Origin of the sequence: Novosphingobium sp. (assembly GCF_036820275.1) — a bacterium.
Lineage (GTDB): Bacteria > Pseudomonadota > Alphaproteobacteria > Sphingomonadales > Sphingomonadaceae > Novosphingobium.
The window spans coordinates 36,432-58,236 of the sequence record NZ_DAISLT010000019.1 but is presented as its reverse complement, the minus strand read 5'-3'; the positions used below and the strand labels follow the sequence as shown (position 1 = coordinate 58,236).

Genomic DNA, 21,805 nt, shown 5'->3' with positions numbered 1-21,805 from the left:
GGCGATGCCCTGCCCCCACGGCGAGCGGCGTTCGGCATGGAAAAACGCCGGGCACCAGGCCGCAAGGTAGTTTCCCGAGGGGCCGAGGTGGTTGTAGACGACGTCCAGCAGCACCCCCATGCCCAGCGCATGGGCCTTGTCGACGAAGCGCCGGAAATCGTCCGGGCTGCCATAGGCATTGTGCGGCGCGTAAGGCAGCACGCCGTCATAGCCCCAGCCGCGTTTCCCGTCGAACTGGGCGACCGGCAGGAGTTCCACCAAGGTGATGCCAAGGTCCCGCAGGCGCGGCAGTTCCTCGGCCGCGGCGGCAAAAGTGCCGGTCTCCGTGAAAGTGCCGAGATGCAGTTCGTAGACGACCGCCTCGCTCCACGGCAGGCCGCTCCACGCGCTCTGCCACGCGAAAGTGCCGGGATCGACCAGCAGCGAAGGCCCGTGAACGTCGCCCTGCTGGCCGCGCGACGCAGGATCGGGATAGGCGGTTCCATCGACGACGAAGCGATAGGCCTCGCCCGGCGCGGCTGCGGTCTCGCCGCGCCACCAGCCGTTCGCCTCGCTTGCCAGCGCGGCCGGACCGATAGCGAGCGCCACCGAGACTGCCCTCGCGCCGGGCGCCCAGAGACTGAAACGCCAGCGTCCGTCAGGCAGCGGCTCGGCGCCCCAGGACTGCGAAAAATGGGCCATGCCGCTCACTCCGGCGCGAAGACGCAGACGCTGGCGGCGGGGATGACGGCGGTTCCGTTCGCCACCGCCTCGGCCGCGAAGGCGTCCCCGCGCGCGGTGTCGAGCACTCGGTGCCACTGCGCGATGCCGTTATGCTCCGGGAGGGTGAACGTGACTTCGTCCCCGGCATTGAGCACGATGAACAGCGGCCGCTCGCCCTCGACGAACGCCTCCTGCCCGGAATAGCTCAGGAAAAAGCCCACGACCCGCAGTTCGGCCTGGCCCCATAGCTCGGCGTCCATTTCGCGGCCGTCCGGCTGGTGCCAGGCGATCTCGACACGGCCATCCTCGGCAGGATCTCCGTTCAGGAAGTTGTCCTGCGACAGCACCGGATGGTCGCGCCGGAAGCCGATCATCCGGGAGCAGAAGTCCAGCAGGGCATCGTCCTTGCCCGCCCAGTCGATCCAGGCGGTCTCGTTGTCCTGGCAATAGACGTTGTTGTTGCCCTGCTGGCTGTTGCCCAACTCGTCCCCGGCGAGGATCATCGGCACGCCCTGGCTGAGCAGCAGCGTCGCCAGCATCGCGCGGCGACGCTGGGCGCGGGCTGCATCGATGCCCTGATCCTCGGTCGGTCCCTCGGCGCCCATGTTGTCGGAGAGGTTGTTGTCGTGCCCGTCGGCCCCGCCTTCCCCGTTCGCCTCGTTGTGGCGGTCGTTGTAGGAAACCGTATCGAGCAAAGTGAAACCGTCATGCGCGGCAAGGAAGTTGACCGAGGACGTCGCCCCGCGATCGGAGTGGTTGAACTGCTCCGGCGAGCCGATCAGGTGGTTGGCCAGATCGCCCACCAGCGCCGGATCGCCGCGCCAGAAGCCCCGCGCGGTGTCGCGGAACTTGTCGTTCCATTCGCGGAACGGATAGGGGAAGCCGCCCACCTGATAGCCGCCGCTGCCCACGTCCCACGGTTCGGCGATCAACTTCACGCCGGAGAGGATGGGGTCCTGCCGGATCGCGTCAAAGAACCCGCCCTCGCGATCGAAGCCCATGGCCTCGCGCCCAAGTGTCGAGGCAAGGTCGAAGCGGAACCCGTCCACATGCATGGCCTGCACCCAGTAGCGCAGGGAATCGAGTACCATGCGGATGACCATCGGATGGGCGACGCTGAGCGTATTGCCGGTGCCGGTCTGGTCGAAGCTGTAGCGCGGGTTCTCGGGCGAGAGGGCATAGTAGCTGGCGTTGTCGAGGCCCCGGAAACACAGCGTCGGGCCGCGCTCGGAGCCTTCGGCCGTGTGGTTGTAGACCACGTCCATGATGACCTCGATCCCCGCCTGGTGAAAGCGCTTCACCATGTCCTTGAACTGGCGGATCGCAGGCGCCTTGCCCCGGGTCGGACCGAGATAGCGCGGCTCGGGCGCGAAATAGCCGAGCGTCTGATAGCCCCAGTAGTTCGACAGGCCCTTGTCCAGCAGCATGCGGTCGTCGAGGAAGAACTGACAGGGGAGCAGTTCGATCGCGGAAACGCCGAGCTTGAGCAGATGGTCCAGGATCGGCGGGCTGACCATGCCCGCATAAGTCCCGCGCAGTTCCTCCGGAACGTCCGGGTGGCTCATCGTCAGCCCGCGCACATGGGCTTCGTAGACCAGAGTTTCTCCCCATGGGCGACGGATGGAATTGTCGCCCGCCCAGTCGAAGGCCGGGTCCTGCACCACGCCCTTGACCATGAACGGCGCGGAATCGCGACCGTCGAAAGTAAGGTCGTCGCCGGTCGAAAGATCGTAACCCCAAAGCGCATCGTTCCATTGCAGCGCACCGGCGATCTCGCGCGCATAAGGGTCCAGCAGCAGCTTGTTGGGGTTGAAGCGATGGCCCTGCTCCGGCTCGTAGGGGCCGTGGGCGCGATAGCCGTAGAGCTGCCCGGGCTTCACATCCGGCACGTAGCCGGAGAAGATCGAGCCTTCCCGGCTGGGCATTTCCAGCCGCGCCAGTTCCTCCGCGCCGTCCGGCGAGAACAGGCACAGTTCCATGGCCTCGGCATTCTCGGAAAAGATCGCGAAATGGGTCCCGTCCCCGGTGAATTCGGCACCCAGCTCAGGCTGCTGCCGCTCGGGCTTGGCGAAAGCAAAGCTCATGTCCTTGCTCCGCCAGCGCTGTGGGAAAGAACCTTGTGAAGCGGTGCGGCGCGTTTCGACGATCTCATATGCCCCCTGCATCGGGTGATGGGTCCGGCGAAACAATTCGTGATGCGCCTCCCGGTTCCTTTCGCCGTCCAACTTCGGCCAATCAGACCTCCGTACGCCGTCCGCGCCGCACCATCTCCTCGATCCAGGTCAGCAGGAGGTCGTTGTAGGCCTTGCGGCAATTGTCGTCTTGCAAGGCATGATCGGCACCCTTGAGAATGCGGTAGCTGAGCGAATTGGTGCGCTGGAAAGCCGCCATGAAGGAACTGATCGCGGCGTGGGGCACGTAGTCGTCGTGCTCGGATTCGACGATGAGCACATCGCCGCCGAAGGTTTCGCAGGCGGCCAGCGCCCGGTCGTGATGGCCGGTGCGGAAATGGCTGCGATAGCGCACGATCTCGTCGCGCGGCAGTTGCGCCTTGGGCACCTCCCAGTGATCGTCCGGATAGAGCGCCGGAACCCTCAGCGCGAGCCAGGCGACGGGGCGCTGCATGGTCAGCAGCGCGGCCAGATAGCCGCCATAGCTGGTTCCCACCACGGCGATGGCGGAACGGTCAACCTGCTCCTGCGCGGCCAGGAAATCATAGGCCGCCAGAACGTCGGCCAGGCCGTCCGACCGCGTGACGCTGCCGCGCCGGTCGTCATGGCGAGCATGCCCGCGCAAGTCGAACGTGAAGCATATGCAGCCCAGTTGCGCGATGTCCTGCGCCCGCGCCATGTCCTGCTCCTGCGATCCGCCCCAACCATGGACGAACAGCACGCCCGGTATCAGCTTTGCGGGAGAGAGCAGCGTTCCGTCGATCTGTTCTCCGTTGACTCCGATCGCGACCGGACGGCGCCCATCGTTCATTCCACCACCGTATACTTGCTCATCGGGCCGACCACCGGATCGATCCCGCTGAAATAGACTGCCGCCCCGGGAGGCGCCGCACCCACCACGCCATGGACCTCGACGGTCGCCGCCTCCACGCCGGTCCGCGACGGATCTGCGGCAAAGGCTTCGAAGGCGGCGATTTCCGCCCCACTGGCACCGCCCGCACGCCAGCTCTGTTCCAGCACGCCGATCCGCATTCGCCCCCGCGCATCGCGTCCGGTCGCCACGTCGTAGTTTCGGCGCGAGGAAAACATGCGCGGATAAGCGGCGAAGCAGGCCCGGTCGTATCTGCGAGCCTTGACGACGACTTCGGCCAGTTCGCCGGTCAGTCCGGAAGCCTCCAGTTCATTCCATCCACCGCGCACCACATGCAGCCGCGAGCCGCCATAGACTTCCTCGCCGTCATTGCCGAGCGTCAGTTGCTGGGTTCCCCAGTAGGCGATGGATCGGCCGAAAAGTCTCACCACGCCCGCACTGTAGGTTTTCACGTCCACGAGATTTTCCTCGATCACGAGGCCCGATCGCTGCAAGACTTCCGGGTCGATCGCGGCAATCGCGGCGTCGAGCGCAGCGCCGTCCTCGACGACGGTCTGCCCCTGCCCCGAAGTGGCGTCCACGTCCTTGAGCCGGATCGGCCCCTGTTCGAGCAGCAGTCGTCCGGCGCTCTGTGCATCGGTAGACGAGAAAACGGAAAATCCGCGCAGGACGGTATCCTTCAGGTCTGCCGCCAGGCCTCGGTTCCAGCAAGCCGGGGCGGGCGAGTCCTCGAAGGGCAGACCGTGACTGACGATCTTGGTCGCCATGAAACGTTCCGGCACGACTCCCCCGAACAGCTGCTCTTCGCCGAATATGCCCATTTCAGTCGCTTGGCGGACCAACATGGTATCGTCAGGGACAAAGAAATTGCCGGCCCCGTGCATGCCGTCTTCGCCGGTTACGCCGGTTACGCCGCCGTCGCACAAAGTGGCAAGCCGGCGCGTCAACTCGGCCCTCGACTCGCGGTCGTGACGGTTCCGTGAGCCGGAATCCTGACATACGGAAACAGGACGAATGGCGATCTGGCCAGTCATGTCGGCCTCCTTGAAACAGCAGCGGCGTGGGCCGAGCCTCCGGGTAGAACGCATGGCAACGGTGCGAAGGTTCCCGGCCGAGACCGCCGAGGCACCGCAGCCCGGCCACGGCCCGGCGCTTGCAACGACCAAGGGAACAGGACGCACCGCCCGCCATTTCTCCAACAATGGACGCGATGAGAGACGCCTTGCAATATTACGGTGCCGGTGCCGCCGTGCTGGCTTCGCTGCTGGTCTCGCTGAACCTCGGCAGGCTCTGGACCGGGACGGCGATGGCGATCTTCGTTTCCAGCTCCCTTGCCCTGATCGCCTGGGGCTTTCTGAACCCGGACAGCGAAGGAATCGGCTGGCAGAACGTGATCCTGCTGATCATCAATGCCATCGGCGTGTGGCGGTATCTCATCGCCGGTAGAGGGCGATAGAGGATTTTCAGTTTCGGCAGATGCTACCCTGTCGCAGGTTCACGAAGCTTCCATGGAACGCTCCAGTCCACGTGAACCCAGGATCCGCGACCTGGCCTGAACTGCGCGTCGGTCGTAATCGCCCGTCACGTCCCGGAGGCGGAGATCGACGGCCTCGCCGAGGCGGTTTCCCGTCGGGAATTCCGCATCGAATGCGTCTGTCGTGCGTTGTCTTCTCAGGCATAACCGGAAGAGGATTATCCCGATGACATGGTCTCTTGCAGAAGTTTCCGGCAAGATGAAGGACATCGATTTTGCAATGCTCGCCACCCATACGCAAGGCGGAGCGATCGCAGCGCGGCCGATGAGCAACAATCGCGAAGTCGACTACGACGGCACCGCCTGGTTCTTCACCGAGGAAAGCACGCTGATGGTCGCCGACATTGCGGCCGATCCCAAGGTCACTTTGTCCTATCAGGGCAAGTCCGGGTTGCTCGGCCAGAGACCGTTCTTCCTCGCCGTCGAAGGTCACGCGCGGCTAGTCCGCGACAAGTCCGCGCTTGCCCGGCATTGGACGAACGGCCTCGATCGCTGGTGGCCGGAGGGTCCCGAAACACCGGGCCTCGTGCTGATCGAAGTTGCAGGCGAACGCGCGCACTACTGGGACGGAGAGGAGGAAGGCGAACTCATTCTGGATCGTATGGAATGACGGCGGGCCGCGGCGGGAATAGGCCCCTTCCCCTCACCGAAGCGTGGGACCTGCGGAGCGGAAAGGTTCCGTGGCGGGATAAGGACCGGCCTCCACCCGCTACCGGCGAACTGCCTTCCGGTCATGTCGACATCGCCATCCTCGGCGGCGGCATCATGGGATCGATCCTCGCCGATCGGCTGCGTGCAAATGGTCGTACAGTCGCGATCTGCGATCGCCGCGCGCCCGGGACGGGAAGCACGGCCGCCTCGACGGCTCAGCTCATGTGGGCGATGGACGTCCCCCTGACGACGCTCGCAAACCGGCTTGGCGAGCAGGAAGCGGCGCGGCGATGGAAGCGCGTCTTTGCCGCCCTGGAGCATTTCGGTCGGCACCTGGATGGCCTCGACGGCAGTCTGAAGCAGGACAGCCCGACTCTCTATCTCGCCGGCGACCTGTTGGGCATCGATGCTCTCGCCGCCGAAGCCGCGCTTCATCAAAAGCACGGTCTGCCTTCGCGGTTTCTCGCAGCCGATACCGTGGCCGAGCGCTTCGGCATTGCGCCAAGGCCCGGCCTGGTGTCGACCGGCACGTTCGCCATCGATCCGGTCCGGACCTGTCATGCCTTGCTGGCTCGTGCGCAGGACCGTGGGATATCGCTCGCCTATCCCGTCGATATTGCCGCTCTCCATCCATTGCCGCGCGGTATCGAACTGGAGACGACGGAAGGTCGATCCTTCGTGGCCGGAAACGTCATTCTCGCGACCGGCTACGAAAGGGCTCGCCTGTTCCTCCCCGATGCCTTCTCGCTGCTTTCGACATTTGCGATCGCCACCCCGCCCCAAACTGCGCCGCTCTGGAAAGAGAACGCCATGATCTGGGAGGCCAGCGACCCTTATCTCTACGTACGCGCAGGGAATGAAGGCAGGATCATCGCAGGCGGGGAGGATATCGAAATTGCCGACAGCGACGTGCGAAACCACTTGTTGCCCAGCAAGGCGGGCGCCATTGCCGCCAAGCTGGCAAAGATGCTCGGGCGAGAGAAGATAGAATGGGACTGCGAATGGGCAGCGACGTTCGGCAGTTCGCCTGACGGTCTCCCCGCGATCGGTCCGGCCCGTAACATGGAACATCTCTGGATCGCGGCGGGGTTCGGCGGCAACGGCATTGCTTTTGCTGCGCTGGCCGCGGAAATCCTGGAAGCCTCGCTGGACGGCGCGTCCGACCCGGACGCGCCCTGCTTCGATCCCTACCGCTTCGAAACTGAATGACCGGCAGGGTGCGAACAGCTATCCGTTCACCACGACCCCGCCATTGGGATGCAGCACCTGCCCGCTCATGTAGCTGGAATCCTCGCAGGCAAGGAACAGGAAGGAAGGCGCGACTTCGTTGGGCTGACCGGGACGACCCATCGGCGTATCCTCGCCGAAGTTTTCGAGCTTCTCCTCGCTGGCGCCGCCGCAAGGATTGAGCGGCGTCCAGATCGGGCCGGGAGCGACGGCGTTCACGCGAATGCCTTCACCGACGAGGTTTTCGGACAGCGAACGGGTGAAGGCGGTTATCGCGCCTTTCGTCGAACTGTAATCGAGCAGTTCGGCGCTGCCCTTGTACATCGTAACGCTGGTACAATTGATGATTGCCGCACCGTTCCCGAGATGCGGTCGGGCGGCCTGAACCATGAAGAACATGCCGAAGATGTTGGTCTGAAACGTGCGGCGCAGCTGATCTTCGGAAATCTCGGTAATGTCCTTGTCCGGATGCTGCTCGCCTGCATTGTTGACGAGTACATCGATCCGCCCGAAGACCTCCATCGCTCTTCGCACTGCCTGATCGCAGGCCTCGCGCGATCCAACATCGGCGCGGATTGCAATGGCCTTTCGTCCTTCGCTCTCGACGATCCGCTTCGTTTCCGCTGCATCGTCGTCTTCCAGAAGGTAGACGATAGCGACATCCGCACCTTCGCGTGCGAACAGCGCAGCGACGGCCCGCCCGATGCCGCTGTCGGCGCCCGTGACGATCGCGACCTTGTCTTGCAGCCGCCCGGAACCGGGGTAGCGCGGTTGCCAATCCGGCTTGGGATCGAGCCTGCTCTCGTGGCCGGGCAGCGCGTCTTCATGAATCATTTCGGCGTTCTGGCTCATGATCGTCTCCTTTCAAGGGAAACGATCTTCGCGGATTTCGGTTTTGCAGCCTGCCGTGCCGCCGATGCGACTGATGGCTATTGCTGCCGGCCGCCGAGGGGGGGCGCCCTGCATGTGAGCCTCCTCATCATCGAAGCTCGTTGCCACGCTTTCCGTCAGGCCGACATAACCGATCGTATGTCTACGCCCGAGACTGATCCATCCCCATAGTCGCCGTGCAATCACGCCCCGCACCCGGATCGCATAACGGACCCGGCCGGAGCATTGTCGCAGAGGCAAGACCATGAACAAGGTATCCGCACTCCCGTCCGAGGGGTCCGCTTCGACACAAATCGGTTCAGGACTGACGTTTGCAATGGCGGTTTCTTCGGGACTGGCGGTGGCGAACATCTATTACAACCAGCCGATGCTCGGCGTGATCGAGCGCGAGCTTCCCGGCGGACTGACCGGGCTGGTGCCCACCGCAACCCAGTTGGGCTACGCCATCGGCCTGTTCGCGCTGGTGCCGTTGGGCGATCTGGTCGAGCGGCGCCGCCTGATCATCGCGCAGTTCGCGGTGCTGGCGATAGCGCTCGTCGGTGCCGCGCTGGCACCGTCGGCGGTCATGTTGCTGATCGCCTCGTTGATACTGGGGGTCGCCTCGACGGTGGCCCAGCAGATTGTCCCTTTCGCCGCGCACCTTGCCCAGCCCGAGCGGCGCGGTGCCGTGGTCGGCACCGTCATGTCAGGCTTGCTCTGCGGTATCCTGCTGAGCCGTACCCTGTCCGGTTTCGTGGCCGCGCATGAAGGCTGGCGCGCGATGTTCTGGCTCGGCGTACCGCTGGCTGTGGGAGCGGGTGGGCTGATGGCCGTGGCCCTGCCGCGCAGCCTTCCGGAAGGACGCAGCACGTATGCGGGGCTGCTCGTTTCGCTCGTCCATCTCTGGCGCGAATTCCGCGAGCTGCGCACCGCTGCCTATACGCAGGCCCTGCTGTTCGGCGCCTTCACTGCCTTCTGGACGATCCTGGCCCTGCGCCTGCAAGAGCCGCGCTTCGGCCTCGGTTCCGAAATCGCCGGTCTGTTCGGCGTGGTCGGTGCCGTGGGCATCCTTGCCGCCCCGATCGCAGGCCGGATCGCCGACCGTCGCGGCCCGCACATGGCAATCCTCGGCGGCACCGTACTGACGGTGGTTTCCTGGGCGATCTTCGGGTTCTGGGGATCGATCGCCGGGCTGGTGATCGGCTGCATCCTGCTCGACTTCGCGGTTCAGAGCGTGCTCGTTTCCAACCAGCACATCGTTTACGCGCTGCGCCCCGAGGCTCGCGCGAGGCTCAATACGATCTTCATGGGATCGATGTTCCTCGGCGGAGCCGCCGGAGCCGCTGCCGCGACCGCGGCCTGGAACTCCGGCGGCTGGGGCGCGGTCGCGATCCTCGGCATTTCCCTCGCCGCCGTCGCCACGCTCGTTCAGCTGCGCGCGGTCCTGCATCGGCGCTGAAATTACCAGCGTTTCCCTGCACATCGCCGGAACGGGGAATTCGGAGATGTGCAGGCAGCCGCTATACGCCGGTCAGAGTTCGATCATTCCCCGCCGAAGCGCGATCGTCACGGCATGGGTGCGATCCACGGCATCCAGCTTGCTCAGAATGATCTTCATGTAGCCTTTCACCGTTTCCTCGGAGATTTCGAGGCTGGAGGCGATGCGCTTGTTCGAATTTCCGGCAGCGGCAAGGATCAGGACGCTGCGTTCCCGATCGGTCAGTTGCTGGTTGCCCTGATGCCGGGCGATTTGGGACATGATTTCCGCACTGAGAAACTCCCTGCCCTCGTGCACCGAGTGGATCGCCTCGATCAGTTCGTCATGCAGATTGCTCTTGAGAATGTAGCCCAGCGCCCCGGCCCGCAGCGCACGCAAAGCCTGGGCGTCGCCCGAGTACGTCGTGAGCACCAGGATCTTGGCCTGCGGGAAATCCTGCCTGATCTGCGCGATTGCCTCGATGCCGTCCACGTTGGGCATTTGCAGATCGAGCAGGATGAGGTCCGGCAGGAGCGTGCGATAGAGTTCGACGGCCTGACCGCCATCCTCGGCTTCACCGATAACATGCACGTCGGAGATCATCGAGAGCACCGCGCGCACACCGCGCCGGATGAGGGGATGATCGTCCGCAACGACAATGCGGATCTTGTCCTCTCGCATCAAATCCCGTTCGCCTCCTTCAATTCACTTTCGGATAACGCCGCACTTGTGCGGAGACAATCCGCGCGGCTCCCCCCAATATTGGGGGGACCTCTCATATTGGGGGGAGAGCGACGAGATTCCGACGATCCACGAGTTTGCAACCTCGGGAACTTTGACGCAGGGCGTATGAACAGGCATGTAGCAAGCAAGAGGCCCTGATATCGGGATCGGGCGCGGCCGCTGGGTCTGGTGGGATTTCTTGTGTGAACCTTGCGGCAAGCTCGCGCTTGCAGGCAGTCGTTGCCTGTCTTGCCCTCGGCGCTCTTGTCGTGGCAGGGGCTGCCCCTGCCCAAAATTCTGCCGGGAACCCGGCCAGACACGCCGATCGCCGCGATGAAGTCACTCTCGGCCGTTTCCACCAGGACTTCTGGAGTACGGAAGAAGGCGCACCCTCGCTCATCACCGCGATAACGCAGACGCCGGACGGCCTTCTGTGGCTGGGTGCCGAAGATGGCCTTTGGCGGTTCGACGGCATGTCCTTCGAGCATCTGACCGGCCCCGACATCAAAGGCACCAGTCCTTTTGGGGTCTCTTCGCTGTTCGTCAGCCGCAAGGGCGAGTTGTGGATCGGCTTTGCGCAGAGCGCCGGCGTTTCCCGCTATGTCGACGGCCGTGTCGAGGACATGAAGCTGCCCCGGCCGCCGCTGATCGTGACCAATATTCTGGAGGGGCCGGACGGCGCGATCTACGCGGAATGGGGCGGGGTCTCGGGACGTCTATGGCGTTGGAAGGAGGGCAAATGGCAGTCGGTCGAAGATCTGCTCGGCCTTCCGCCCGGGTTTACGCTCGGCCTGGTGGCGACGCGCGAAGGTTCGATCCTCGCACCGGTTCTGGATTTAGATCAACGCAAGTCTCGAATAGCCCGCCTGGCGCCCGGCAGCAGCAGGTTCAGGATGCTCGACGGCACCTACCAGTTCGCGCGGCTCAACGTCGATCGCAGCGGGCAGCTCTGGGTCTCCGACCGCGACTGGCTGCAACGCTACGGCATTGCCGGATCGGGCCTCAAGCCGCTCGGACCGGTATACCCTCTCCCGAGAAGCAGCGGAATGCGCTTCCTGTCGTTCGACGGTCGCGGAGGAGCATGGAGCGGTTCCTGGAGTTCACCCGTCACCAGCCGTTTGAACCTCGCCAAGGCAAAGTCCGGCAACGCGATCGAGACATACCGCTGGCCGGGCACTGCCGAGACGGACGGTGTAAGAGCCAATTACACCGATGCCCATGGCACGGTCTGGGTTGCGGAAAGCCGGGGCTTGCTTCGATTCCGCTTGGCCGACATTTCGATGGAGCCGACAGTGACCGCCGACAATGTCGGCGGCGTTCAACTTGTCAGCTCGAAGAACGGTATCGTTTACGCGGCTTCGCACGGAAAACTCTATCGGTTGCAGCACGGGGCACCGGCCAGGCATGTACTCGATCTTGCCCCGGATCCGATCTTCTGTTCGGGCAAAGCAGACGAGATCGTGCTTCTCCAGCGCCGCAAAGTCTATTCGCTCTCGGCGCAGGGCCACCTCAGATACATCAAGCCGGCTCCCTTGGCGTCGAGTGCCTGCGCGCTCGATGCTGCCGGAAACATCTGGCTGAGAGGCTACGATGGCAGCGCCTGGCGATACGAAGACGGGAAACTGCGCGAACTTCCCGATCTGAAAGCCAGGGTCAAAGGCGGGATACTGGGGCTTTCGGCGAACACCCGCGGCGAAGTGGCCGTTCCACTCGATGACGAAACGGTCGCCGTCTTCTCGGGGAGCCGCAAGCTGATCTATCGCCTTCCCTCGCTCGGAGGCGCTCAGATCAACGGTGTCTCTCCGGGGCTTGACGGCTTCGTGGCCTTCACGGCGGCCGGTCTGGTCCGGCTTGCGCAGGGCCATGCCGTGCGGCTCGACCCGCTTTCCGCGCCCTGGACGCGGCGGGTGACGACGCTGGTCGAGACCTCCGAAGGGGAAGTCTGGTTCAGCAGTTTCGACGGCTTGTCCAGAGTGCGCTCGTCCGACCTGCAAGCGGCCTTCGGGCATCCCGACAAACTGCTGCCGCGCCGTCTCTTCGATGGGCGCGACGGTCTTGCCGGAACTTCGCAGCGTCTCGGGCCGGTCGGGCAGAAGATCGCGCTGGACGGGGACGGCCGGATCTGGGCCGTGCGCACGGCCGGTCTGGCGAGCATCGACCCTCGCTCGATCTCCGCAGATCGTGCCCCGCCAAATGTGGTTTTCCGCCTTCTGACCACGGATAACGGGACTTTCCGGGACCCGCGATCGGTCACGCTTGCAGCCGGTACGCGCTCGGTGCGTCTTGCCTTTTCGGCGACGGGAACCCTGCGCCCGGATCTTGTCCGTATCCGATACCGCCTGGAGAACGTGGATTCCGATTGGATCGATGCGGGGCAACGAAGGGCGGCTGGATACGCGAACCTCGGACCGGGCAAGTACCGTTTCGTCGTTACCGCGACCAGCGACGGCGGCGGTACGGCCACCCGCTCGCTTTCCTTCGATATCCGCCCGACTTTCCTGGAAAGCTGGTATTTCAAGCTGCTTTGCGGGGTGGCCTTCTTCGCACTGATGGGTCTGGGATACCGGCTGCGCATCGCCGCCGTCAGCAGGAGCATCGGTGCCCGTCTGGCCGAACGTCACGACGAGCGCGAACGGATCGCCCGCGAACTCCATGACACGCTTCTCCAGTCGGTTCAGGCCCTGCTTCTGGACTTCCGTCTCGCGGCGGCCTCTCTGCGTTCCGGCGGTGCCGGTTCCGATCGCCTCGACGGCGTGATCGAACATGCCGAAGCGGTCATCGCCGAAGGACGCGACCGCGTGTACGACTTGCGTGCGCATAGGGAACCCGACACGCTCGAAGGGCGCTTGCGCATCATTGCCGCCCAAACCGGGCTGAAGGACGATGTCGAGTTGAACATCGTCAGCTATGGCGTGGCCAGGCCCTTGATCCCTGCCGTTTCCGAGGAAATCGCCAGGATCGCCACTGAAGCGCTGTTCAACATTTCGCGCCATGCCAAAGCCGGTCGCGTCGACATCCTCGTCAACTATCTCCAGACCATGCTCACGATCTCGTTGGTCGACGATGGCGTGGGCATCGACCATTCGGTGATCCAGGCCGGTCGCAAGCCCGGCCACTTCGGTCTGGTCGGCATGCAGGAGCGCGCGAAAAAACTCAAAGGCCAGATGCTTCTCGATCGCGGCCCGCAGGGCGGCGCGGAAGTCACCCTCGTCATTCCCGCCGCTTCTGCGTTTCAGGGCGCGACCGGACCGTTATCGCGCCTTTGGCAGACCATCAGGAGCCTCCTGCGATCCTGACGGTCAGAACACTTGCGCGAAGACCATGTAGAGTGCGCCTGCCATCACGATCGAGACCGGCAGGGTCAGGACCCAGGCCATCAGCAGGTTGCGGATCGTGCTCATCTGCAAGCCCGACCGATTTGCCGCCATGGTACCGGCGACACCGGATGAAAGGACATGGGTGGTGGAGACCGGCAGACCGAGGTGGTCGGCACCCAGGATCGTCCCCATCGCCACGAGTTCGGCCGCCGCGCCCTGCGCATATGTCAGGTGGGTCTTGCCGATCTTCTCGCCCACGGTCACGACGATACGGCGCCATCCGACCATCGTGCCCAGGCCGAGCGCGAAGGCCACGGCGATTTTCACCCAGGTCGGGATGAAGCGTGTGCCCGCGTCGAGCGAGGTCTTGTAAGCGGCGAGGTTGTCCTGCGCGGCTTCCGAAAGTGCCGCCGGTTTCTGCTTGCCCAATCCCTTGATCGCCTCGGAGGCGAGGTACATGTCGTTGCGGATATTGCTGACGGCGGCGGCGGGTACTTTCGCCAGCGAGCCGTAGGCCATGACCTGCCGGTCGACGTCATGAACGAGGACCGCGAGAGCCGGGAGCGTTTCCGGGACGAAGCTCTTGTCGGCGACATAGGCCGTCACCTTCCGGCGTGCTTCCACCTCATTCATGCCGCTTCGCGCGGCGCTGCTTTCCAGCGCCGCTTCCGCGGCGATGGAGCGGCTGTGGAACTCGGCCATGTAGCGCTCGGGAACCGCGCGGTTCAGCGCATAGGCGGTAGGGACCGTGCCGATCAGGATCAGCATGATGAGACCCATGCCCTTCTGGCCGTCGTTCGAGCCGTGGGCGAAGCTGACGCCGGTGCAGGTAAAGATCAGCAGGGCGCGGATCCACAGCGGCGGCGGCACTCCGTCCTTGGGTTCTTCGTAAAGCTCCTTCTTGCGGACGAGCACGCGCATGGCCAGGAACAGCAGGGCCGCGACGCCGAAGCCGATCAGCGGCGAGAACAGCAGGGCCTGGCCGATCTCGGCCGCCTTGCTCCAGTCCACGCCCGCCGTGCCGCCCTTGCCGTGCATCAACGCGTTGGCCACGCCGACGCCGATGATCGAGCCGATCAGCGTGTGCGAACTGGACGAGGGAATGCCCAGCCACCAGGTCGCGAGGTTCCAGAGGATCGCTGCCAGCAGCAGCGCGAAGACCATCGCAAAGCCGGCATTCGATCCCACTTGCAGGATCAGTTCGACGGGCAGCAGCGAAACGATGCCGAAAGCCACCGCGCCGGTCGATACGAGAACGCCAATGAAATTGAAGAACCCCGACCAGACGACCGCGACATTGGCAGGCATCGCATTGGTGTAGATCACCGTCGCCACGGCATTGGCGGTATCGTGGAAACCGTTCACGAACTCGAAGCCGAGGGCGATCAGCAGCGCGACGAACAGCAGCAGGAACGGGAGGTAAGTGGTGGGTTCGACCCCGACCGCCGCCGCATCCGAATAGACGCTGTACCCCACGTAGAACAGCGCGGCGGCGATCGCCGCGCCAAAGCCGATCCGGCCTGCGGCGCCCAGCCCCTTGTCGAGTTCCGGTCGGGTACTGGCCCTGCCATCAGGGGCCGCAAGCGTCGCATTCATGGTTTCGCCTCAGTTTACGAGACGGAAACCTTACGGTCGTTAGATGACATAATTGCTGCGACGGCAGACGCGAATGCGCACCGCCGCAGCGAGATGGCCTTCAGGCCGCGGCCGGTTGGGAACGGCCGGCGATAAGGTTGTCTACCACCGAGGGATCGGCCAGTGTTGAAATGTCGCCCAGGTTCGAGAAGTCGTTCTCCCCGATCTTGCGCAGGATGCGTCGCATGATCTTCCCAGAGCGGGTCTTGGGCAGGCCCGGCGCGAACTGGATCACATCCGGCGTGGCGATCGGGCCGATCTCGTGGCGGACCCATTTGATGAGTTCGCGGCGGAGGTCCTCGTCGGGCACCACTTCGGCGTTGCAGGTGACGAAAGCGTAAATACCCTGCCCCTTGATCTCGTGCGGCATCCCCACGACCGCCGCTTCGGCCACGGCGGGATGGGCCACGAGCGCGGATTCGACTTCCGCCGTGCCCATGCGGTGGCCCGAGACGTTGATGACGTCGTCGATGCGGCCGGTGATCCAGAAGTAGCCGTCCTCGTCGCGGCGGCAGCCGTCACCGGTAAAGTAGGTGCCGGGGAAGGTCGTGAAATACGTCTGGAAGAAGCGCTCGTGGTCGCCCCAGACGGTGCGCATCTGGCCGGGCCAGCTATCGGCGATGACCAAGCAGCCGTCGGCCGTGCCTTCCAGCACGGTGCCGTCGTTGTCGAGCAGCACCGGCTTCACGCCGAACAGCGGCTTGCTGGCGGAGCCCGGTTTCAGCGCGGTGGCGCCCGGCAGCGGAGTGATCATCGCGCCGCCGGTCTCGGTCTGCCACCAGGTGTCGACGATCGGGCAGCGGCCCTCGCCCACGACTTCGTGATACCAGGACCAGGCCTCCGGGTTGATCGGCTCGCCCACCGAGCCGAGCAGGCGCAGGCTCCGGCGCGAGGTCTTCTTCACCCAGTCGTCGCCCTCGCGCATCAGTGCGCGCAGTGCCGTGGGGGCGCCGTAGAAGATTTCGACCTGGAACTTGTCGACCACCTGCCAGAACCGGCTCGGATCGGGGAAATTGGGCACGCCTTCGAACATCACCGTTGTCGCGCCGTTCATCAGCGGGCCGTAGACGACGTAGGAGTGGCCGGTGACCCAGCCGATATCCGCCGCGCACCAGTAGATCTGGCCGGGGCGGTAGTCGAAGACGTATTCGTGGGTCATCGAGGCCCAGACCGAATAGCCGCCGGTGGTGTGGAGCACGCCCTTGGGTTTTCCGGTCGAGCCGGAGGTGTAGAGGATGAACAGCGGGTCCTCCGCGTTCATTTCCTCCGCCGGACAATCGGCGGACTGCCCGGCGGCAGCCGAGGCCCAGTCGATATCGCGGCCTTCGACCATCGGCACATCGGCGCCGGTGTGGCTGAGCACGATGACGGTATCGACGCCCGGACAGGCCTTGAGCGCTTCGTCGACATTGGCCTTGAGCGCGATCTTCTTGCCGCCGCGCAGGCCCTCGTCCGAGGTGAGGACGATCCGGCTGTCGCAGTCCTGGATACGGCCGCCAAGCGCGTCCGGCGAGAACCCGGCGAAGACGATCGAATGGATCGCGCCGATCCGCGCGCAGGCGAGCATGGCGACGGCGGCTTCCGGCACCATCGGCAGGTAGATCGTGACCCGCTCCCCCCGCTTCACGCCGTTGGCCTTGAGCAGGTTGGCAAAGCGGCAGACGGATTCGTGGAGTTCGCGGTAGGTGATGCGGCGTTCCGGGTTCTTCGGATCGTCCGGTTCCCAGAGGATCGCCACGGCATCGCCGCGCTCGGCAAGATGACGGTCGTGGCAGTTCGCCGAGAGATTGAGCGTGCCGTCGGTGAACCACGAGATGCCGAAGTCGGCCTCGTGGAAGCTGGTCTGCTTGACGACGCTGAACGGCTTGATCCAGTCGATCCGCTGCGCTTCCTCGCGCCAGAACCCCTCAGGATCCTCGATCGAGCGAGCATACATGTCCTGGTAGCGCGCCTCGTCGATCAGGGCGTTCTTTGCCCATTCGGTGGGCACGGGATAGATGGCCTCGGCCATGATGTCCTTCTCCTCTTGCCGGTATCCTCTCCGGCAGATTTCGTTCCCGGTCGGCTTTGGAGCCACCGTTTCCCCGCCACCTTAACCGATGAATCGACGAGCGCCACCGTCTTCCGGCGACTTGTCTCGGCAGCGGGACATAAGCTGTGGGCTGTGTTAGCCTTCGCGCCTCCGGCGGGCGGTGCCGATGATCTCGATCAAGGCGGGCCATGCTAGAAAGGCTTATGAATCCGACACCTGGAAATAGCGGAGTCCCGATCCATGTCCCTGAATGACGCCATCACGCTGCCCACCCGCTCGGGCATCGCGCTCGACGTTCGCCCGGCCCGGGAAAGCGACGCCGAGGCTCTCACGCAGTTCTTCGAACAGGTGACGGACGACGATCGCCGCTTCCGTTTCTTCGCGGCGGCGGACCGGGTGAGCCCGCAGCAGATCGCGCCGATCGTCAAGGCGGACCACTATCAGACCGAATCGTGGCTGGGCTTCTCCGATCGCGGAGAGATCATCGCTTCCGGCGTGCTGGCCTACGACGATGAGGGCGATACTGGCGAAGTGGCGATCTCCGTCCGCGCCGATCACAAGGGCAAAGGCGTGGGCTGGGCCATGCTCGACTTCCTCGGGAAGCAGGCGGAGCAGCGGGGCTGCAAGCGGGTGATCGCGATCGAGAGCCGCGAGAACAGCGCTGCCATCGAAGTGGAGCGCGACAAGGGCTTCATCCCGGAACCCTTCTTCGGCGATCCCACACTGGTACTGCTGTCAAAGTCCTACGACTGACGACATCTGCGAAACGGATATGAAAAGGGCGGGTCCGCGAGGACCCGCCCTTTCCTTTTGCATGCAGCGCGCGGCGCTTAGATGTGGATCGCGCGTCCGTAAGCGGCCAGAACCGATTCGTGCATCGCTTCCGAGATCGTCGGATGCGGGAACACGGTCTGCATCAGTTCCGCTTCGGTGGTCTCCAGCGTCTTGCCGACGACGTAGCCCTGGATCATCTCGGTCACTTCCGCGCCGATCATGTGGGCACCGAGCAGTTCGCCGGTCTTGGCGTCGAACACGGTCTTCACGAAGCCTTCCGGCTCGCCCAGAGCGATCGCCTTGCCGTTGCCGATGAACGGGAAAGTGCCGGCCTTGACGGTGTAGCCCGCTTCCTTGGCCTTTTCCTCGGTCATGCCGACCGACGCGATCTGCGGGTGGCAGTAGGTGCAGCCCGGGATGTTGTTACGGTCGAGGCCGTGCGGGTGCACGTCCTTGTTGCCGAGTTCCTTGGCGATCGATTCGGCGGCGGTCACGCCTTCATGGCTGGCCTTGTGGGCGAGCCAGGGTCCGGGCGTGCAGTCGCCGATGGCCCAGATGCCGGCGGCATTGGTGCGGCCGTAGTCGTCGATCTGGATGAAACCGCGGTCGGCCTTGATGCCGAGTGCTTCCAGGCCGATCTCCTCGGTGTTGGGCACGATGCCCACCGCCGAGATGACATGGCTGAAGTCGTGCTCGGCGACCTTGCCGTCCTTGCCCTTGATCTTGGCCTTCACGCCCTTGTCGGTGGCGGTGATCGCCTCGACGCCGGCGCCGGTCAGGATCTTCATGCCCTGCTTGGTGAGGGCCTTTTCGAGGAACGCGGAGACGTCCTTGTCCTCGACGGGAACGATCCGGTCGAGCATCTCGACGACGGTGACGTCAACGCCCATGTCGTTGTAGAAGCTGGCGAATTCGATGCCGATGGCGCCCGAGCCCATGACCAGCAGCTTCGTCGGCATCTCGGACGGGGTCATCGCATGGCGATAGGTCCAGATGCGCTTGCCGTCGGCCTTGGCGAAGGGCAGCTCGCGGGCACGCGCGCCGGTGGCGACGATGATGTGCTTGGCGCCCAGTTCGCTGGTCTTGCCGTCCTTGTCCGTCACCGCCAGCTTGCCCTTGGCCACCAGCTTGCCGGTGCCCATGTGGACGGTGATCTTGTTCTTCTTCATCAGGTGCGTGACACCTGCGTTGAGCTGGGCTGCAACGCCGCGCGAACGCTTGACGATGGCGGCAAGGTCGGCGGTGATGTTGTCCGCGGCCAGGCCGTAGTTCTTGGCATGCTGCATCTGGTGGAACACCTCGGCCGAGCGCAGCAGCGCCTTGGTCGGGATGCAGCCCCAGTTGAGGCAGATGCCGCCGAGCAGCTCGCGCTCGACGATGGCGGTCTTCAGGCCCAGCTGGGCGGCGCGGATGGCCGCGACATAGCCGCCGGGGCCCGAACCGAGGACGATGACGTCGTAGGTATCAGCCACTGTCTTACTTCTCCTGATCGATGGCGCGCGGTTGACCGAATTCGTTCACCGCGACGAAGGTGAACACGGCCTGCGTCACCTTCACTTCTTCCTCTTCGTGCCGGTGGCGGCGCCAGGCCTCGATGGCGATGGTCAGCGAAGTGCGGCCCACGCGCTGGATCTCGCCGTAGACCGAGACTTCGTCACCTACCTTTACGGGCAGGTGGAACTGCATGCCGTCCATCGCCACCGTCACCGCGCGGCCGCGCGATCGACGGGCGGCGACGAGGCCGGCACCCATGTCCATCTGGCTCATCAGCCAGCCGCCGAAGATATCTCCGTAGGCATTGGCGTCGGCCGGCATGGCCGTGACCCGGATCACCGGGTCACGTCGTGCTTCGGTCACTTCAGGCGACCATGCTGAGCGGCGTTTCCACGTATTCGCGGAAAGCGGCCATCAGGCGCGCACCGTCGGCGCCGTCCACCGCGCGGTGGTCGAAGCTGCCGGTTGCGGTCATGACGGTGGCCACGCCGAGCGTGCCGTCAGGCATGACCCAGGGACGCTTGTCGCCCGCGCCGATCGCCATGATGGTCGACTGCGGCGGGTTGATCACGGCCGAGAACTGCTTGATCCCCATCATGCCCATGTTCGAGATCGAGGCTGTGCCGCCCTGATACTCGCCGGGGGCCAGCTTGCCTTCGCGGGCGCGCTTGCCGAGGTCCTTCATGTCCTTGGCGATCTGCGAGAACGACTTGCCGCTGGCATCGGTGACGATCGGGGTGATCAGGCCGCCCGGGATCGAGACGGCAACCGAAACGTCGGCGCGCGCGTACTTGATCAGCTCGTTGCCGGCGAAGGTCACGTTGCATTCCGGCACGTCGACCAGCGCGCGGCCGAGGGCCTTCACGAGCATGTCGTTGACCGAGACCTTGACGCCCTGCTTTTCGAGCATGGAGTTGATCTCGCCGCGCAGGGCCAGCAGCTTGTCGAGGTTCACATCGACCGAGAGGTAGATGTGCGGCGCTTCCTGCTTGGACTGGGTCAGGCGCTTGGCGATGACCTTGCGCATGCCGGAAAGCTTCTCGACCGAGTGCGGGACGCGGTCGTCGAGCAGGGCGCGGGTTTCGGGCGCCATCTCGACGGCCGGAGCCTTGGCTTCGGTCGCGACGGGGGCAGCGGCTGCCGGAGCGGCGGCGGGCTTGGCTGCACCGCCCTGCGCGCCTTCCACGTCGGCCTTGACGATGCGGCCGTTCGGGCCGGAGCCCGTCACGGTGGCAAGGTCGACGCCCTTGGTGGCGGCGATGCGCTTGGCGAGCGGCGAAGCGGCGACGCGGCCTTCCTTGGAAGCGGGGGCCTTCGAAGCGGTGGCAGCGGCAGGAGCCGGAGCGGCTTCGGCGGCCTTGGGCGCTTCGGCCTTGGCGGGCGCAGCGGCAGGCGCGGCGGAAACCGCGCTGACGTCTTCGCCTTCACCGGCGAGGACGGCGATCACAGTGCCGACCTTCACGCCATCGGTGCCCTCGGCCACGAGGATCTTGCCGATGACGCCTTCGTCGACGGCTTCGAACTCCATGGTGGCCTTGTCGGTCTCGATTTCGGCCATGATGTCGCCGGAGCTGACGGTGTCGCCTTCCTTAACCAGCCATTTTGCCAGTTTTCCCTCTTCCATTGTGGGGGACAGGGCGGGCATCTTGATGTCGATGGGCATGGAAGCTTGTGTGTCCCTTGTTTTCCTTGGGGAGCGGGGTCCGCCTTTCCTTGAACAAGTTGAGGCGCTCACACAAGCGCCTTCGCGTTCCTTTTTTCGCATTCGTGATGGCTTGCACCTCGTCCTGAATAGCCCGATAAGCTCCGCCGAGAGGAAACCCATGCGCATCTACCTGGTCATCGTCGACGAAACGGAAGAAGCGCTGGTCGCGCTGCAGTTTGCCGCGCGCCGCGCCGCGAAGACCGACGGCGCGCTGCATCTTCTGGCCGTGGTCCCGCCGCAACCCTTCAATGCTTTCGGCGGGGTCCAGGCGACCATCGAGGAGGAGGCCCGCGCGCGCGCCGAGACCCTGGTGACGGCGGCGGCCGGAAACCTTTTATCACAAGGCGCTAAGATGCCGGTCATCTCCGTTCGCATGGGAGAGGACATCAAGATCGTGCGCGAGTACCTGAAGGAGCACGGCGAGGTTTCCGCGCTCGTGCTGGGCGCGGCGAAGGAGGGCGGACCGGGACCGCTGGTCACGCACTTCACGGGCGCCGGTCTGGGCCAGATGCCCTGCCCGGTCTTCGTCATTCCCGGCACGCTCGATGCCGAGGCGATCGAGCGGCTGAGCTAATTCCCATGTGATGGCTGCCCCCTCGGGGACGATAGCGCACAATCCGGA

Annotated in this window: 18 protein-coding genes; 7 read left to right on the top strand and 11 right to left on the bottom strand. The window is 64.7% G+C overall.

Features of this window, described 5'->3' with window-relative positions:
- The 4 genes from V7066_RS15885 to V7066_RS15870 all read right to left on the bottom strand — a co-directional run.
- The coding region (locus tag V7066_RS15885) for an alpha-amylase family glycosyl hydrolase (protein WP_334183955.1) at positions 1-681 on the bottom strand (681 nt) is incomplete at its 3' end.
- 5 nt (positions 682-686) lie between these two features.
- Positions 687-2,786 carry a glycogen debranching protein GlgX gene (gene glgX / locus V7066_RS15880; protein ID WP_334183954.1) on the bottom strand — a complete coding sequence of 700 codons (2,100 nt, stop codon included), beginning with the start codon at positions 2,784-2,786 and terminating at the stop codon, positions 687-689.
- Positions 2,787-2,937: 151 nt separating this feature from the next.
- Entirely contained in the window at positions 2,938-3,684 is a 747-nt protein-coding gene (locus V7066_RS15875; protein ID WP_334183953.1) for an alpha/beta hydrolase family protein, read from the bottom strand.
- Entirely contained in the window at positions 3,681-4,778 is a 1,098-nt protein-coding gene (locus V7066_RS15870) for a DUF3182 family protein (protein ID WP_334183952.1), read from the bottom strand. The genes V7066_RS15875 and V7066_RS15870 overlap by 4 nt, the downstream gene beginning before the upstream one ends.
- 167 nt (positions 4,779-4,945) lie before the next feature.
- On the opposite strand from V7066_RS15870, the gene V7066_RS15865 reads away from it, so the two are divergent.
- The 3 genes from V7066_RS15865 (at position 4,946) to V7066_RS15855 (ending at position 7,138) form a co-directional block, all read left to right on the top strand.
- On the top strand, positions 4,946-5,200 hold the full coding sequence (locus V7066_RS15865; RefSeq protein ID WP_334183951.1) for a hypothetical protein: 255 nt from the start codon (positions 4,946-4,948) through the stop codon (positions 5,198-5,200).
- A gap of 244 nt (positions 5,201-5,444) precedes the next feature.
- Entirely contained in the window at positions 5,445-5,888 is a 444-nt protein-coding gene (locus V7066_RS15860; RefSeq protein WP_334183950.1) for a pyridoxamine 5'-phosphate oxidase family protein, read from the top strand.
- Positions 5,885-7,138, top strand: coding sequence for an NAD(P)/FAD-dependent oxidoreductase (locus V7066_RS15855; RefSeq protein WP_334183949.1), 1,254 nt, complete (start codon positions 5,885-5,887; stop codon positions 7,136-7,138). Before V7066_RS15860 ends, V7066_RS15855 begins: the two co-directional genes overlap by 4 nt.
- An 18-nt stretch (positions 7,139-7,156) precedes the next feature.
- Here V7066_RS15855 and V7066_RS15850 read toward each other — a convergent pair whose 3' ends face one another.
- Positions 7,157-8,008, bottom strand: coding sequence for an SDR family oxidoreductase (locus tag V7066_RS15850; protein WP_334183948.1), 852 nt, complete (start codon positions 8,006-8,008; stop codon positions 7,157-7,159).
- A 355-nt stretch (positions 8,009-8,363) separates the two neighbouring features.
- Between V7066_RS15850 and V7066_RS15845 the strand changes: the two genes are divergently transcribed.
- Entirely contained in the window at positions 8,364-9,485 is a 1,122-nt protein-coding gene (locus V7066_RS15845; protein WP_334183947.1) for an MFS transporter, read from the top strand.
- Positions 9,486-9,557: 72 nt separating this feature from the next.
- Here V7066_RS15845 and V7066_RS15840 read toward each other — a convergent pair whose 3' ends face one another.
- Positions 9,558-10,184: a response regulator transcription factor gene (locus tag V7066_RS15840; protein ID WP_334183946.1), complete on the bottom strand. Its 627-nt coding sequence runs from the start codon at positions 10,182-10,184 to the stop codon at positions 9,558-9,560.
- A 245-nt stretch (positions 10,185-10,429) separates the two neighbouring features.
- Between V7066_RS15840 and V7066_RS15835 the strand changes: the two genes are divergently transcribed.
- Positions 10,430-13,522, top strand: coding sequence for a sensor histidine kinase (locus V7066_RS15835; protein ID WP_334183945.1), 3,093 nt, complete (start codon positions 10,430-10,432; stop codon positions 13,520-13,522).
- A gap of 3 nt (positions 13,523-13,525) precedes the next feature.
- On the opposite strand, the gene V7066_RS15830 is transcribed toward V7066_RS15835, so the two are convergent.
- Positions 13,526-15,139 (bottom strand): inorganic phosphate transporter, encoded by a 1,614-nt coding sequence (locus tag V7066_RS15830; RefSeq protein ID WP_334183944.1) that lies wholly within the window; start codon positions 15,137-15,139, stop codon positions 13,526-13,528.
- A gap of 100 nt (positions 15,140-15,239) precedes the next feature.
- Positions 15,240-17,189 carry an acetate--CoA ligase gene (acs, locus tag V7066_RS15825; RefSeq protein ID WP_334183943.1) on the bottom strand — a complete coding sequence of 650 codons (1,950 nt, stop codon included), beginning with the start codon at positions 17,187-17,189 and terminating at the stop codon, positions 15,240-15,242.
- A gap of 261 nt (positions 17,190-17,450) precedes the next feature.
- Between acs and V7066_RS15820 the strand changes: the two genes are divergently transcribed.
- On the top strand, positions 17,451-17,963 hold the full coding sequence (locus V7066_RS15820; RefSeq protein WP_334183942.1) for a GNAT family N-acetyltransferase: 513 nt from the start codon (positions 17,451-17,453) through the stop codon (positions 17,961-17,963).
- Between the two features lie 77 nt (positions 17,964-18,040).
- On the opposite strand, the gene lpdA is transcribed toward V7066_RS15820, so the two are convergent.
- The 3 genes from lpdA to V7066_RS15805 are packed head-to-tail and all read right to left on the bottom strand — an operon-like array spanning position 18,041 to position 21,141.
- Complete coding sequence (lpdA, locus tag V7066_RS15815; protein WP_334183941.1) at positions 18,041-19,456, bottom strand: dihydrolipoyl dehydrogenase; 1,416 nt, start codon at positions 19,454-19,456, stop codon at positions 18,041-18,043.
- A 4-nt stretch (positions 19,457-19,460) separates the two neighbouring features.
- Positions 19,461-19,799 carry an acyl-CoA thioesterase gene (locus V7066_RS15810; protein WP_132264097.1) on the bottom strand — a complete coding sequence of 113 codons (339 nt, stop codon included), beginning with the start codon at positions 19,797-19,799 and terminating at the stop codon, positions 19,461-19,463.
- A 43-nt stretch (positions 19,800-19,842) separates the two neighbouring features.
- Positions 19,843-21,141, bottom strand: a complete 1,299-nt coding sequence (locus tag V7066_RS15805) for a pyruvate dehydrogenase complex dihydrolipoamide acetyltransferase (RefSeq protein WP_334183940.1) — start codon at positions 21,139-21,141, stop codon at positions 19,843-19,845.
- A gap of 160 nt (positions 21,142-21,301) precedes the next feature.
- On the opposite strand from V7066_RS15805, the gene V7066_RS15800 reads away from it, so the two are divergent.
- On the top strand, positions 21,302-21,757 hold the full coding sequence (locus V7066_RS15800) for a universal stress protein (protein ID WP_086490535.1): 456 nt from the start codon (positions 21,302-21,304) through the stop codon (positions 21,755-21,757).
- Positions 21,758-21,805: the final 48 nt, after the last annotated feature.